The sequence below is a fragment of the Vreelandella andesensis genome, assembly GCF_003989795.1.
Lineage (GTDB): Bacteria > Pseudomonadota > Gammaproteobacteria > Pseudomonadales > Halomonadaceae > Vreelandella > Vreelandella andesensis.
In genome coordinates, this window is record NZ_RZHG01000018.1 from 266,652 (window position 1) to 280,867 (window position 14,216).

A 14,216-nucleotide genomic window follows, 5' to 3' on the forward strand; every position below is an offset into this window, starting at 1 on the left:
GTGTGACCATACTGTTATCTTTCAACACCGCGCCTTGCGCGTTTTCCCGGCTCGCGAAGGCGGCTGGCAAATACCGCAAACGTAATCATGGGCGGGGCTATGGGCATGCGCGACGAAGTGTCCTTCACAGCGCGTACACGTGTTGAGCTGCAGCAGGTCACTTTCAAAAAACCGTACCAGCGTCCACGCGCGAGTGAGCCCCAGTACCGGCTCAACGTTTTCAAGATTTATCTGCTCTTCGTACAAGCGATAGGCTTTGACAAAAGCATCAATACGCTCGCAGCACGTATTGTTTTGTATGCTGTTATAAATGTTATAAAACAGCGACGAATGCACGTTTGGCAGCCACGTTACGAACCAATCTGCTGAAAAGGGCAGCATTCCCTTGGGCGGCGACATCCCACGCACTTCCTTGTACAACTTAATCAAACGCGTGCGACTCAGGTCTGTCTCTGTCTCCAATACTTGTAAACGTGCACCTAATTCAATCAGCTCTATGGCCAGCTGTACTTGGTGCATTTCATCGACCAAGCTTTTCTGGCTCACTCCGACTCTCCTACTGGCAATTCCTCAAACGCTTCGCGGGCCGATAACAATGAGGCATGAAGCCCCGAAAGCCCTTGATCCCTAGGATTCTGGGTAATGACGCGCAGCTGATGGACGCTCGTTTGGCTAAACCTGCATATCAACTGGTTGTTACGTGCCAATTTTGTTAACTGCCGAGCGTTTAACGACACGAGCAAGTCGGCAAGCTCGCTGTCTATTTTTAAGCGAAACATCGCCGCCTCACGGTCTTCAACCAACAGGCGTTGCGCAAGAAGTAAATACGCTAAATTAATTTCTTGAATTTCATCGAGAAAGCTTGTTTGACTCATAGTGTTCCATCGAACGGCATAGGCGTTTTATTATGACGTCATACTTACGCCTTAAAGGTTTTTAACATTTCGCAGCCATGGTTACATACAACGTTTGTGTTGGCTACTGACGCTCTTGACGAGAAGTCAACCCTACTTCGGATAACTCAAAGACCCATACCAGCAGTTCCGCCACGACCTGATATAAACTGGCAGGGATCTCGGCATCGAGATCTAACTGCATAAGCAGTGCCACAAGCTCAGGCGCATCGTGCACATAAATCCCTTGGCGCTTGGCCTCTGTCATAATCCGTTCCGCCAACTCGCCATAACCTTTAGCGATCACCCGTGGCGCTTGGTCTTTATTTTGATAGGCCAGCGCGACGGCTTGCCGACGATGCTCACCCGAGGTCGCCATCATGGCTCTCCACGCTGGCATAGTGCGCCTTTACCTGAACACTGCGAAAATCTAGCGCTTGCAGGCGATTTTCTAAACGCTCGAGCCCCTGCTCCAGAGACTGATACGTTGACGCAGCATCCGTCGTCAGATCAATGCTTAACACTGACTTGGAAAGCCTGAGCGAGGCACTAAATGCCCCCAAATTAGGCACGTCGAGCTGCATGTCCGACCGCCAGTCTTCATCACCGCCGGCCTCTTGCTGGGTGCTTTCTCGCTCATCCTCTCGGGTGGGCATATGAATAACTAATGCCATAAAAATACCGGCCCAAACATCGCCTTCCCAGCGGACAACAGGCATCACAAGCATATCGAGCTGCTGGCGTACCAGACTCTGCAAGCTTTCATGGACAATCTCGCGACCACCGCGCACCAGCGAACTGTCGTCAATTGCCCTCGCACTGGCCATATCAATGCTGGCAGAAGCGTTCGAAGAAACGCTCGCAGAGACATTGGCAGGCACACTTTCACGCTGCGCACCTGCTGTGAGCAGGTTATCCATTGACATCGGCAGAGCAGGTCGCATCACGCCAGCGTGGCCACTTGAAACAGGTACAAGCAGCGAGTTCGGCAATATAGCAACGTTTGTATTACTTGCCCCCACGGCGGCATTCGGTGCCAGAGAAGACATTACAAACGTGGCAACACTGGCAGGCGGTATAGGTCGCGGGCCCGGCTGCATCTGCGGTTCTCGCAGCAACTGTTGTTGTGAAGATGCTCCTTGAAACCAGCGCTTTAAATGAGATTCGTAAAACAGGCCGCTGTCACGGATGCTGCTTTCTAGCCGATTCGCCAGCGCAGGCGCAGAGGGTGTTTCTTGCAACCCCATCAATGGCGCTTGGGGACGTATCGTCGCGGGCGGTGCGGGAAAACGCAGCAATACATCAGCGATAGTACGCGCAGCTGGGCTAAAGTGAGTTTGCGTCGAGCCTGGTGGCGCGTTGGTGGCCTCTCCCTTCGCGGGCAGCCGCTGGCCATCCAGCGAAGAGGGAAGACGCCGAAGATCATTGAGCGGTGATGATAGAGGGCGCCCATCCAAGCTTGAATCGCCGTGCAGCGCACGTGGTCCTTCGCCCGGAGGTATCGGCTGCACCGGCGCATTGAGCGGGCGTTGGGAGAGCTCGCCCTGGCGCCCAAGCACCTGATGCATGAGCGTATCGATAAGTGGCGTGATGCCACTCACGTTACCCCCTTCTCCTGGTCGCTTTCCTGATGACTACCGGTATTGAACAGTGCCGTTTCGCCTTGCTGGGGTGCATAGGCACGATGCAGGTTTCGCTGGCGTTGCGAGACACCTATCAGCTTGCCTAGCTCATCTCGCCTAGCCAACAGACGACGACGAATTTCAACATCATGCTCGAGAATGCTTTCCAGCAATTCTGCCTTGCGCTTTCGGGCATTATCGTCAAGCACCGTCTCGCCATCGCGCTTGCGCAGCGCTTCAACCGACATCACGTAGTGAGTACGTTGCTCGATAAGCTCTGCCCACTGCTCCGCATTGGCGAGCTCATGCATTTGTGTCACACAGGTGAGTAGCTCGGCGTACGCATCAATAAGCGCTTGCTGGGCATTTTCACGAGCCGTTTCAGAAACCGACATGCTTTGCCTCACGCACTTTGTTGTTGACCTATTTCACGCCATGCAGAGGCGATGTCTTCAAGCAAACGTTCTGCCTGGTTGAGGCTGTCTTCATCGTTTCGAAGGTTAGCGGCGAGTAATAAGCGGGAAATGTAGTCATAAAGAGAAGCAAGGCGCTCAGCAATATCACCCCCTTTTTCTTGATCTAAAGCGGATGCCAAGCCGTTATTGATAATGTCTAACGCCTTGGAAATCGACTTCCCTTTTTCCGCCGTATGGCCCGCCTGCATATGAATACGCGCTGCACGGATGGCCGCCTGAGCACCATCAAACAACATTACAATGAGCTGATGGGGATCAGCTGACATAACGCCGCTTTCTACGCCAACGCGGGCGTAGGCATTGGCACCTCGGCCATAAGTGGCGCCACCGCGAGAGTATGTCATAAGCGGGCTCTCCTTTATTAATGTGAACAACAGCCACATGATCAGCGGCTCGCGCTGTTTCTCGTTAGCTATGTATCGTTCAAAATCGAGCTTATTTGCTCACTTATAACTATTATCGGCATCTGGCTAATAGACTTTAATGTTTACCTTACTTTTCGCTCAGAAAATTTTGCTTTCTTTGTAGAGCGGCAACCATAGCGGCAAATTGGTTACGTCGACACCGCCACTTCTCGGGTTGGTTTACCCAGCCGTTCTAAAACGTCACCGCGCAGCGTATTGCCCAAGGTGTCGCGCATAGGCGATTCTGCCTGATGAGCCAACGTGACTTCAGCTGGCGAGCCCTGCTCGTCAAGGCGAACAATCCAGGCCATCTGTTCACTGGAAAAATACGCAAGCGACCCCACCGGCAGTGTCTTAAAATGCTTGATGTAGCGTTTGGTCCAGCGGGGATCAAATTGATGAGGATGGCTCAGCAAATGACGATAAATTTGCTGCACTGTTTTAGCGGGTCGGTCAGCTCGATCGCGCCGCATCGCTTCTACCACATCGACAACAGCACTTGCCTTTGCCAACTCGTTGATATCATTACCTGTTAAGCCGTCAGGGTAGCCGCTGCCGTCCAACCGCTCATTAATACCGCCAATCACCGCCTGGGCAACAGCAGCAGAAAGCCATTGGCAGTGCTGAAGGCGATCTAACAGCAATGACACATGCTCACTCATGGCTTGACGGTGAGTGGCTTCGAATTGCGGCGCTTTAAACAGTATTTGCGGAACCAGTGCTTTACCTAGATCGTGCACTAAACCACTTGCCACAATCGCTTTGCGTACGTCATGGGGCATATTAGCGCCAACCAAATCGAGTAAATGCACCGCGACTGCAATTCCATGACGAACCAACAGCGGCTCAGGTGACAGGCAACGCGTCGCAAACAGCAGCGCTTCACGGTCTTCCTCATGAAGCAACAAAAGACGATCTGCATTGCGTGACAGCTGGCGGGAGTCGATATCGCTACCCTGTTGCAAAAGCAGCAGTTGAGCATCCAGGTAAGCCGCTACTTTCACCAAGCGCCGCGCCATAGGCGTTGCATATCGCCGAACATCACGCCGCCCGACATGCTCATTCCCTAGCGTACGCTTGCCGGGCTGCTCGAATAGCGGTGACGGCTGACGATCGTCCTGCGCTTCTTTTTTATAGCGAGCGGCTTCGCGCTCTATTTCACAAACAAAATACCAAATTTGCCGCTCTTGCTCGGAAGTGCAATTGGTAAAACGGAAGCCAACGCGCAGCAAATGTCGTTCAGCATCGGTTTTTTGATGGCGAGGCACTCCCTGTACTTCAAAATAGGTGCCATCTGGAAACGTAAAGGCAAGCGTTAACGCCAGATCAGCGTCGGCCAACACACCACTAGCAGTCAGCGGTAACTCTATTTGACAGCCGTCTTGGGAAAGGTCGCGTAGCTCACCATGAACCCCTTCACCGCTTTCACCACGTACAAAGGAAGGCACAACCATCCCTAAACGCAGTTCAGCGCGAAACGATTCACGGCGTTGAAGCACTTCCAGAGTAACGGGGTAGTCGCTGCAGCATAAAAAGCGCCCCCCTGCATGGCGGGTTTCGGTTAACGATAGAAGTGGCGTGCGCACTACCTTGCCCTGGGACTGACCGCGCAGGAAAAACGATTCACCTTGCTGCAAACGGCTTAATAGATGATCGACTGAGGATAAGTCCATCACTAACGTCTTACCGGCATGCTGTTCCATTAACACGATGGGCTCTGGGCGCGCTTGCGCAGAGGTCAAGCAAAGCGACACGCCTCCCCCTTCGATCATGGTATTTAAAAGGGAGCTTACTGCCGTTGGGCTAGTAACACTTTCATACTCATCTTGTTGGACTGACATTCTCGTCTCGCTCACTACCACGTTGTTATTACGCGCCACGTTGTTACGTACACACCCAAAAGCGACAGAGCATATCAGAAGCCCCTAGGCTGCCGTATGCCTACTAAAGAACTAACTTAAACAACCAACTTAAAGAGCCAGCTTAAAGGTCTTACAACCTATTTCATTTATCTATCGTCAATGAGCAACAACAGTAGAGCAGCGATGGCGGCATGGATGGTTTTTTCGATGTGACAACCAAAGGGCACGCTAGGCAAACGATCACACCAGACAAACGGTAAAGTTTGTAACGCGCCTGCCGATATCGATAAAGAGGCCCATAGCTACGATTCGACGGCCTTATTACCTTTTTGCCACCCCGTCGCGTGGCTTTCTTTTAAAGGACTTTCCCTATGGGCCCAATGTCAATTGATGAGCTAATCTCGATCGCAGCAACGCCTTATCAATCAGCCAACTATCAATCAACCAACTTTCAATCAAACAGCGACAAATTAGCCAACCACCAACCAACCGCCATTCTGCCAAAACAGGCGCCTGCTCTTGCGGGCATGACACGTATTAACGGGGAGCAAACCGAACCTCTCAACATAAGCAAAGAATCACTTGCGGAGCCTATACAGCGAATCAATGAAACATTTCGGCCACGAGGACTGGAATTTGCATTGAGCGAGCAATCGGGACGCGTCATTACGAAGGTCATCGACCGCGAAACCGGTGATGTTATTCGTCAAATACCCGCCGAAGAAGTGCTGCTCGTCGCTGAGCGACTGGAAGAATTACAAGGGCAGATTATTTCTCTGAAAGCCTGATGTAGCCATAGGAGAGGTTGCTCTGCCACAGCCAGTGATCTCTCTTTCTTAAGTCACCCACCCTTGATGTTACCCGTCGTTTTTCGATGACAACGAATAAGCGCTATCTACACCTGCATATTCATTACGTCGCGATAAGCCGTTACCAGACGATTTCGCACCTGCAATCCCATCTGAAAAGCAACGCTGGCTTTCTGCATGTCGACCATCACGTCACTTAGCTCAACATTGGGCTCACCTGCCTGAAAAGCCATCGCTTTTGTGTTAGCAGCCTGCTGCAACCGATTGATACGCTGAATGGATGCCTGCAACTCGCTACCAAAACTGCCCTGACCCACCGCGGTGGCAATATGTTCGCCCTTAATGGGCTGGGCAGCTTGGGTAGCTAACCCCTGCATTTGCTGTAGCGCTGATTGTATGGCGGGTGAACTCATAAGCACGCCTCATCCGAAGGAAGGTGAAGTAATACCAAAAGCCTATCACTGGTAGCAGAACCCTCATACGTACAAATACGCCTTAAAAGACAACCTGTTCGTTCATTTATGCTCGACCTGCCCCAGGATAATGGCGTCCATCACAATTCCGCTTCATCTTTTTAGCGGATAACCGCGATTGACGGATATTAGCCTATGCCTTCTTTGGTGATGCGCCTGAGCCGTCGTCAGTTTTGCCTGCCTTCGTGGAGGCACGCATGAGCGAAACTGGTGCTACGGCAGGCCGTCAGAACAGTACAACACAACATGCACCCCGCAGTGGAACGGCAGAAAGTGATACTCAAAGCCCATCAACGGTTGAGCGCACATTAAAGCAGCTGCGCGGCAACCCGTTGGTGGTGTTGTTGGTCGCTGCCGCTGCCTCTATCGCCATTATTGCCGCGCTCTTCATGTGGGCCAGCAGCCCAGAGTATCGGGTTCTGTATAGCAACCTGAATGAAGCTGATGGCGGTCGCATTATTGCCGAGCTGGACAGCCGTGGCGTTCCCTATCAGTTCAGCGAAGGCGGCCAAGCGCTGTTAATTCCAGGCGGCCAGGTGCATACGCTAAGGTTACAACTTGCTGAGCAAGGGCTCCCCCGTGGCGGCAACTTGGGCTTTGAGCTGATGGAAAATCAAGCCTTTGGTATCAGTCAGTTTGCTGAACAAGTTAACTTTCAACGTGGCCTTGAAGGTGAACTGTCTCGTTCCATTGAGTCACTGGGCCCCGTCGATAAGGTTCGTGTGCACCTATCGATGGCCAAGCCTTCGGTCTTCATTCGTGATCGTGAGCCAGCCAAAGCATCAGTAGTGCTGACGATGTTGCCTGGGCGTGTTCTGGGCGAGGGGCAAGTCAGCGCCATCGTCCACATGGTTTCCAGCAGTGTTCCTGAGCTGGCACCAGAAGATGTCACCATTGTGGATCAGAATGGTCGCTTGCTTTCATCTACAGCGGCACAAGGAAACGACCTGGATGGCTCTCAGCTTGCTTATATTGCTGAAGTCGAACGCTCCTATCAGCGCCGTATCGAAAACATTTTGTCTCCCATTCTCGGCAATGACAACGTACGAGCCCAGGTAGCAGCACAGATCGATTTCTCTCGCCGTGAGCAAACCTCTGAGCGCTACGCACCTAACCAGGCCCCCAATGAGTCTGCCGTTCGTAGCCGCCAGCTCAGCCTGTCTTTCGATGGTGAAGATCCGCTAGCAACTGGCATCCCAGGGGCATTAAGCAACACCCCTCCAGGCGTGGCACCAGCGCTCATCAATCAACCCGATGCAGATGAAGAAGGCGCTGATGTACCTGAAAACGCCTTACAAAACCTGCGTCAAGAAGACGTTGTGAACTACGAAGTTGACCGCAGCATTGAACACATTCAGCACCGCCTTGGCCAGGTAGAGCGCTTGTCGGCAGCGGTCGTCGTGAACTTCCGTCAAGTCGTTAATGACGAGGGCGAAGTAGAGCAAGCCCCCCTCAGCCCTGAAGAAGTGGCTCAGCTTGAGCGCTTGGTTCAACAGGCAATGGGCTTTTCGCAAGCGCGTGGTGACCAAGTGGAAGTCGTCAATACGCCTTTCGCTCGTGTCGATGACAGCACGTCTGACATCGTTTGGTGGCAACAGCCGGAAACACTGTCCATCGCATCAACCTTGGGCCGCTATCTGCTTGTCGCTTTAGCAACTCTGTTGCTTTATCTGTTGATTCTGCGGCCACTGATCAAGCGCTATACCCAGCCACCCGTCATGGCTGCCGCTATGCCTGGCAGTACATTTAGCGCCAGCGTTGGCGGGGAAGAAGATGAGCAAGAGAACGAAGCATCTGCGTCTGGTGAGAATGAAGATACCTACAGCAACAAGCCCAAACGGCGTCGCAAGACCTCGCTGTACGAACACAATCTTAACGACCTGCGTGAAATGGCCCAGGAAGACCCCCGCATGGTCGCAATGATTATCCGCAGCTGGATGAACACAAATGAGTAGCCCGATTGCCGAGATGACCGGCGCACGCAAAAGCGCCATTCTCTTGCTTGCGCTGGACGAAGACAGCGCAGCAGAGGTTTTCAAGTACTTAAGCGCCAATGAAGTACAAGACATCAGTATGGAAATGGCCCGCTTGCATCAAGTCTCACACGAAGACATGAAGGCAGTGCTGGAAGCCTTCCATAATGAATCCGAAGAGTTTGTAGCCCTGAACCTCAACTCTAGTGAGCACATTCGATCCGTACTCACCAAAGCACTGGGTAGCGAACGTGCCACCAGTCTTATCGAAGATATTCTTGAGACCACGGGCGGCAACTCAGGCATTGATGCACTGAATCTCATGGAAGCATCCATGGTGTCTGAGCTAATCCGCGACGAACATCCGCAGATTATCGCCACCATTTTGGTTCATCTGGACCGGCACCAGGCGGCCGATATTCTCGAGCTATTTGAAGAGAAACTGCGTAACGATGTGGTATTGCGGATTGCGACTTTTAGCGGTGTTCAGCCAGCCGCGCTGCAAGAACTGACAGAAGTGCTGACCAGCATGCTGGATGGCCAAAACCTCAAGCGCAGCAAAATGGGTGGCGTAAGAACCGCAGCCGAAATTCTCAACTTAATGAATTCGTCTCAAGAAGAAGTGGCCATCGAAACCGTTCGCTCGCACAGCGAGGATTTGGCTCAAAAAATTATCGACGAAATGTTCCTTTTCGAGAACCTACTCGACCTGGACAACCGTGCCATCCAGATGGTGCTTCAAGAAGTCGAAACCAACTCCCTGGTGGTGGCCCTCAAAGGTGCCCAGGAAGCGCTGGTCGACAAGTTCTTGCGCAACATGTCGCAGCGGGCAGCGGATCTTGTTCGCGAGGATATGGAAGCCCGAGGCCCTATTCGTGTTTCACAGGTAGAAACCGAACAGAAAGCTATTTTGCAGGTAGTGCGTCGATTGGCGGATTCCGGTGAGATCGTCTTAGCGGGTGGGGACGATGAGTATGTCTAACGCCAAAACGCCTGAATTCGACCGGCACGGCAGTTGGCGACGCTGGCAGATGGATGAGTTGGCTGAGCAGACTGACTCACAACAGAGCGGCATGCCAGCGCCTTCCGCCCAGCAACGCAAAGTAGAAGCTGCCAAGAAAGCCGCCGAGCAGGCGCGCCAACGAGAAGAACGGGAACGTCAGGCACTTTACGAACGCGTTCGTCAGGAAGCCGAGGACGCGGGCTATCAGGCTGGCTTAGCCCGCGGCCATCAAGAAGGCCTTGAACAAGGCCTCAGCGAAGGGCGCGCCCAAGCAGAGACAGAGCTTGAGCAGCACATACGTAAGACCGTAGCCCCCCTTCAGTCACTCGCGAAACAATTTTCCGATGCGTTAGAACGCATTGATGAGACGGTGGCACATGACCTCGCCGAGCTTGCACTGGCCACCGGCAAGCAGTTAGCCGCAGATGCGTTGCAAGAGAGCCCTGAGCAGATTCTTGAGATTGTTCGTGAGCTTCTGCACACCGAGCCACCGCTGGTGGGCAAGCAACGCCTTTGGCTTAACCCGCAAGATCATGCGCTCGTTAAAACGCATCTTGGTAACGAGCTACACGCAGCCAGTTGGTCGCTTCAGCCAGATGATCAGCTTGCTCGTGGCGGTTGCCGAATCACCAGTGCCAAAGGAGAGCTGGACGCCACCTTTGAAAGCCGCTGGCAGTCGGTGGTTGCCCAGCTACGTAAGCGCCATCACAACAGTAACGCTTCATCCTCTTCTTAGTTAATGAAAACGTTAATGAAAACGTTAATGAAAACGTTAATGAAAGGGTTGATAAAAAGGTTAATGCAATCGTTGATGAAACAGGTAATGCAATGAGTGACGCGACGTGTCCTCACCTCTATCGCTGGCGCCGAGCACTGCACCGTACCACGCAGCGCGTTAGCCAGTTGCCTCACTACCGTACCAGTGGCCGTGTGATACGAGCCACTGGCATGGTTATTGAGGTCGTGGGGTTACGCGTAGCGGTGGGAAGTGCTTGCCGCATCGAGTTACCTGGCGCCGATGGGCGCTTGAACGATAGCGACAAACATGCAGAAGCAGAAGTCGTTGGTTTTTCCGACGACAAGCTGTTTCTTATGCCTCTGGAAGAGATTTCTGGCCTTATGCCGGGTGCCAGAGTGTCTCCGCTTAGTGATGGCAGCGGTCACAGCGCACGTCGTTTTCCGGTTGGCGATGACCTGCTGGGGCGAGTGCTTGATGGCAACGGCAACCCATTAGACGACCGCGAAAGTTTTGAGGATACGCCCCGGGCAACCCTTAACGCGACGCCGCTTAACCCGCTTTCCCGCGCGCCTATCGAGGCACAAATTGACGTCGGTATCCGCGCCATCAATGCGCTACTTAGCGTTGGCCGTGGCCAGCGCATGGGGCTGTTCGCTGGTTCAGGGGTAGGTAAATCAGTGTTGCTCGGCATGATGGCCCGCTATACCCAAGCGGATGTCATCGTGGTGGGGCTCATTGGCGAGCGCGGCCGTGAAGTACAGGACTTCATCGACAATATTCTCGGGCCTGAAGGCCGTAGGCGTGCGGTGGTGGTGGCAGCCCCCGCCGATACGTCACCGCTTCAGCGCTTACAAGGAGCTGCTTACGCAACGCGACTTGCCGAAGGGTTTCGCGATGCGGGGCGAAACGTTCTGCTGATTATGGATTCGCTGACCCGCTACGCCATGGCACAGCGTGAGATTGCGCTCGCGATTGGCGAGCCGCCCGCCACTAAGGGTTATCCACCCTCGGTGTTTGCTAAGTTACCTGGGCTTGTCGAGCGGGCCGGAAACGCTGAGCGCGGCGGTGGTTCAATCACCGCGTTTTACACGGTGCTAACCGAAGGTGATGACCAGCAAGACCCTATTGCCGATTCAGCCAGGGCAATTCTTGATGGTCATATCGTGCTGTCTCGAACGCTAGCAGAAGCGGGGCACTACCCAGCAATTGATATTGAAGCGTCGATCAGTCGTGCGATGACTGCCATTAACTCAGTTGAACAGCTTCAAGAAGCGCGCAATTTTAAACAACTTTTTTCACGCTATCAGCGCAATCGTGACTTGATCAGCGTAGGGGCTTATAGCCCAGGGCACGACCCAAGACTGGACGAGGCGGTAAACCGCTTTCCGTCATTGGAACGTTTTCTTCAGCAAAATATTGATGAGTGTGCAACGCTCGAAGCATCACGCCAAGCGCTGCACGCGGTAGTGGGAGGTTAGCGATGAGTCATTCACAGCTCGACATGCTGACAGGCTTAGCTCGTGATGCCCGGGATAAAGCCGGGAAGGTACTGGCAGAAGAACGGCAAACGCAGCAACAAACAGAAGCACAGCTTCAATCGCTTAACCGCTACCGGGCCGAATATGCCGAGCGCTTACAGCAGTCAATGCGCGACGGCATCGACCCTGCCACCATGTACAATTACCAGCAATTTCTAGCGTCATTGGATGCCGCGCTCAGCCGGGCACGGCAGGCGCTTGTGGCTCAGCAAAAACGTGTCGAGCAGAGCCAACAGCATTGGCAGCAAGAACAGCGCAAACTCTCCTCCTACGATACGCTGACATCACGACGTTTATCAGAAGAGCATCGCCGCCAAGAACGTCATGAGCAAAAATCGAATGATGATTTTGTGACTAACCGTTTAGCTCGCCAGCCGAACGATAATGCCCGTTAGCGCCGCACCAAGGAGCTGTATTTATGACTATTGAGCGATTGCTATCACTGCAGGGCCAAGGGGCTAACTCGCCATCAAGTGCTTCTGCAACCCCAAGCTCTCCGCGTGCGGCGCAAGGTATGTTTCTTCAGGCGTTTACACAGGCTGCCAGCCATCAAGCACGCACGCTTACTAATGCCCAAGCTGAAAACACGCCTACCGTTCCACTGCGCGATATCGTTGAACAATTAGCATCATTCGATCGCGAGCTGGATGAGGAAACACTTTCGAATCTGGTAACAACGGTCGCCGCTCAGGGGCAGGCTGCTGACACTTTATCTTCGGGTGCTGAAACCTTTGCATCTGCCCAAACGCTAGAAATGCTATCCGTCGAGCAAGAAAACGCGCGGACACCAGAGCAAGCGTCCTCGTCACTCACCAGCACAAGCGCAGAAACCACCACGCGGATGACTATTGAGGAAGTCGCCTCACGTTTAGCCCTCATCGCGTCTTATTCTACGCCGCCAACTACCCACATTGATGCGGCTTCCAGTGCGCAGACTGCTCACAGCGCAGCGCCTACGGCGGCATCGAAATCAGGCACGGCAACAGCTCAAGCAGCTTCTACCGTAGCGCCATTACCTGCTAATACTCCAGCGGCCACGCTGCAAGACGCTCCCACCAGCACTGCGCCGCGGGATGGGCAGCTAGCGCTAACCGGTGAAAAAGCCACGGCTGAAGCACCACGCCCAGCCGCACAACCGCCTAGCAATGCGGCTACGCCAGTGATGCCGACGTCGCCTGCTAATACTCCAGCGGCTACACTGCAAGATGCTTCCACCAGCACTGCGCTGCGGGATGTGCAGCTAGCGCTAACCGGTGAAAAAGCCTTAGCTGAAGCACCACGCCCAGCCGCACAACCGCCTAGCAATGCGGCTACGCCAGTGATGCCGACGTCGCCTGCTAATACTCCAGCGGCTACACTGCAAGATGCTTCCACCAGCACTGCGCCGCGGGATGTGCAAGTAGCGCTAACCGGTGAAAAAGCCTTAGCTGAAGCACCACGCTCAGCCGCACAACCGCCTAGCAATGCGGCTACGCCAGTGATGTCGACGTTGCCTGCTAATAATTCAGCCAATGCATTACCCAATAACACGGGTGAGCTGGCTCAGTCTGCCGCTAGCACCTTGCTAACTAGCGCCCTGGCGGCGGGCAGCACCAACACCCCGCGCTTAACCCCATCAAGCGTTAACACATTGAAAGCGGAAGCAGCCACCGCGCCTGCTAACGTCTCGGTACTAGCGGCGTCGCTGGAAACCATTTCAGCCCAGCCGTTTACGACTATGCAGCCAGGCATGCATGCGCTGTCTCCGCTCAATACGGCACTAGCATCAGCGCCGATCATGAGCGCTGACGCGATAGCTGGTTTACTTGCTGAAGCAGACACGGCGATGACCACCAGCAGCACCAGCAAAGGCAGTGAACAGGTGTTGCCTGCCTCTCAACTTCAAACCCAAGCAATGCCAAACAGCCCAGCGACAGCGACCTTAAACACGCCGCTTACCAGCCCTGCTTGGCCTTCCCAGTTAGGGCAACAGTTAATTCAGTTTGCTCAGCGTGGCGGCGAGCATCAGGTTAAAATGCAGCTGCACCCTGCCGAGCTAGGGCCATTATCGATCACGCTTAAAGTGACCGAACAGGGCACTCAGGCACACTTTTTGTCGTCACACGGCCCTGTTCGCCAAGCCATTGAGCAAGCCATTCCGCAACTGCGCGAAGCACTTGCTGAACAGGGCATCTCATTAGGCGAAACGTCAGTTGGCGAGCAACAGACCCCGAACGAACAGGCCTTTGCCCAGCAAACGCCAGGAAAAACACCTGGCAATCAAGGCGGTGAACTGGGTAACGATAGTGCCCCTTCGCCTATTGAGTCGGATGACCAAGATCGGAAAGATGGTCGTGTAGACCTCTATGCTTAATGTTTAATTCCAGGATTAACGCTGAGTATGACGACACTGATGTTCACGACATCACGTAACTAAACCAAAAG

15 protein-coding genes are annotated in these 14,216 nt (G+C 53.6%); 7 read left to right on the plus strand and 8 right to left on the minus strand.

All coding sequences use genetic code 11. The features are described 5' to 3' along the window. Positions 1-21: 21 nt before the first annotated feature. The 7 genes from flhC to ELY33_RS09420 all read right to left on the minus strand — a co-directional run bounded on the left by flhC (position 22) and on the right by ELY33_RS09420 (position 5,236). On the minus strand, positions 22-546 hold the full coding sequence (gene flhC / locus ELY33_RS09390; protein WP_126947129.1) for a flagellar transcriptional regulator FlhC: 525 nt from the start codon (positions 544-546) through the stop codon (positions 22-24). Further along, on the minus strand, positions 543-875 hold the full coding sequence (gene flhD / locus ELY33_RS09395; RefSeq protein ID WP_126947132.1) for a flagellar transcriptional regulator FlhD: 333 nt from the start codon (positions 873-875) through the stop codon (positions 543-545). Before flhD ends, flhC begins: the two co-directional genes overlap by 4 nt. Before the next feature lie 103 nt (positions 876-978). Beyond that, complete coding sequence (locus tag ELY33_RS09400) at positions 979-1,272, minus strand: EscU/YscU/HrcU family type III secretion system export apparatus switch protein (RefSeq protein WP_126947269.1); 294 nt, start codon at positions 1,270-1,272, stop codon at positions 979-981. Further along, a complete protein-coding gene (gene fliK, locus ELY33_RS09405; RefSeq protein WP_126947135.1) occupies positions 1,256-2,494 on the minus strand; it encodes a flagellar hook-length control protein FliK in 1,239 nt (412 codons plus the stop codon). The genes ELY33_RS09400 and fliK overlap by 17 nt, the downstream gene beginning before the upstream one ends. Next, complete coding sequence (gene fliT / locus ELY33_RS09410) at positions 2,491-2,910, minus strand: flagellar protein FliT (RefSeq protein ID WP_126947138.1); 420 nt, start codon at positions 2,908-2,910, stop codon at positions 2,491-2,493. Before fliT ends, fliK begins: the two co-directional genes overlap by 4 nt. 8 nt (positions 2,911-2,918) lie before the next feature. Further along, complete coding sequence (gene fliS, locus ELY33_RS09415) at positions 2,919-3,335, minus strand: flagellar export chaperone FliS (RefSeq protein WP_126947141.1); 417 nt, start codon at positions 3,333-3,335, stop codon at positions 2,919-2,921. A gap of 209 nt (positions 3,336-3,544) precedes the next feature. Further along, positions 3,545-5,236: an HD domain-containing phosphohydrolase gene (locus ELY33_RS09420; protein ID WP_126947144.1), complete on the minus strand. Its 1,692-nt coding sequence runs from the start codon at positions 5,234-5,236 to the stop codon at positions 3,545-3,547. 401 nt (positions 5,237-5,637) lie between these two features. Here ELY33_RS09420 and ELY33_RS18090 point away from each other — a divergent pair, with 401 nt between their 5' ends. Further along, positions 5,638-6,045, plus strand: a complete 408-nt coding sequence (locus ELY33_RS18090; protein WP_244208592.1) for a flagellar protein FlaG — start codon at positions 5,638-5,640, stop codon at positions 6,043-6,045. A 107-nt stretch (positions 6,046-6,152) separates the two neighbouring features. Here the strand turns inward: ELY33_RS18090 and fliE are convergent, their stop codons facing one another. After that, the gene (fliE, locus tag ELY33_RS09430) at positions 6,153-6,479 is read right to left on the minus strand and encodes a flagellar hook-basal body complex protein FliE (RefSeq protein WP_126947147.1); all 327 of its coding nucleotides are present in this window, start codon (positions 6,477-6,479) and stop codon (positions 6,153-6,155) included. Between the two features lie 257 nt (positions 6,480-6,736). Between fliE and fliF the strand changes: the two genes are divergently transcribed. The 6 genes from fliF to ELY33_RS17975 all read left to right on the plus strand — a co-directional run bounded on the left by fliF (position 6,737) and on the right by ELY33_RS17975 (position 14,145). Next, positions 6,737-8,494 carry a flagellar basal-body MS-ring/collar protein FliF gene (fliF, locus tag ELY33_RS09435; protein ID WP_126947150.1) on the plus strand — a complete coding sequence of 586 codons (1,758 nt, stop codon included), beginning with the start codon at positions 6,737-6,739 and terminating at the stop codon, positions 8,492-8,494. Continuing rightward, a complete protein-coding gene (fliG, locus tag ELY33_RS09440) occupies positions 8,487-9,494 on the plus strand; it encodes a flagellar motor switch protein FliG (protein ID WP_126947153.1) in 1,008 nt (335 codons plus the stop codon). Before fliF ends, fliG begins: the two co-directional genes overlap by 8 nt. After that, entirely contained in the window at positions 9,487-10,251 is a 765-nt protein-coding gene (gene fliH, locus ELY33_RS09445; RefSeq protein ID WP_126947156.1) for a flagellar assembly protein FliH, read from the plus strand. The genes fliG and fliH overlap by 8 nt, the downstream gene beginning before the upstream one ends. A 92-nt stretch (positions 10,252-10,343) precedes the next feature. Further along, entirely contained in the window at positions 10,344-11,732 is a 1,389-nt protein-coding gene (fliI, locus tag ELY33_RS09450) for a flagellar protein export ATPase FliI (protein ID WP_126947159.1), read from the plus strand. A 2-nt stretch (positions 11,733-11,734) separates the two neighbouring features. Next, positions 11,735-12,187 (plus strand): flagellar export protein FliJ, encoded by a 453-nt coding sequence (fliJ, locus tag ELY33_RS09455; protein WP_126947163.1) that lies wholly within the window; start codon positions 11,735-11,737, stop codon positions 12,185-12,187. Positions 12,188-12,210: 23 nt separating this feature from the next. Further along, positions 12,211-14,145 (plus strand): flagellar hook-length control protein FliK, encoded by a 1,935-nt coding sequence (locus tag ELY33_RS17975; RefSeq protein ID WP_208644221.1) that lies wholly within the window; start codon positions 12,211-12,213, stop codon positions 14,143-14,145. The last annotated feature ends 71 nt before the right edge of the window (positions 14,146-14,216 follow it).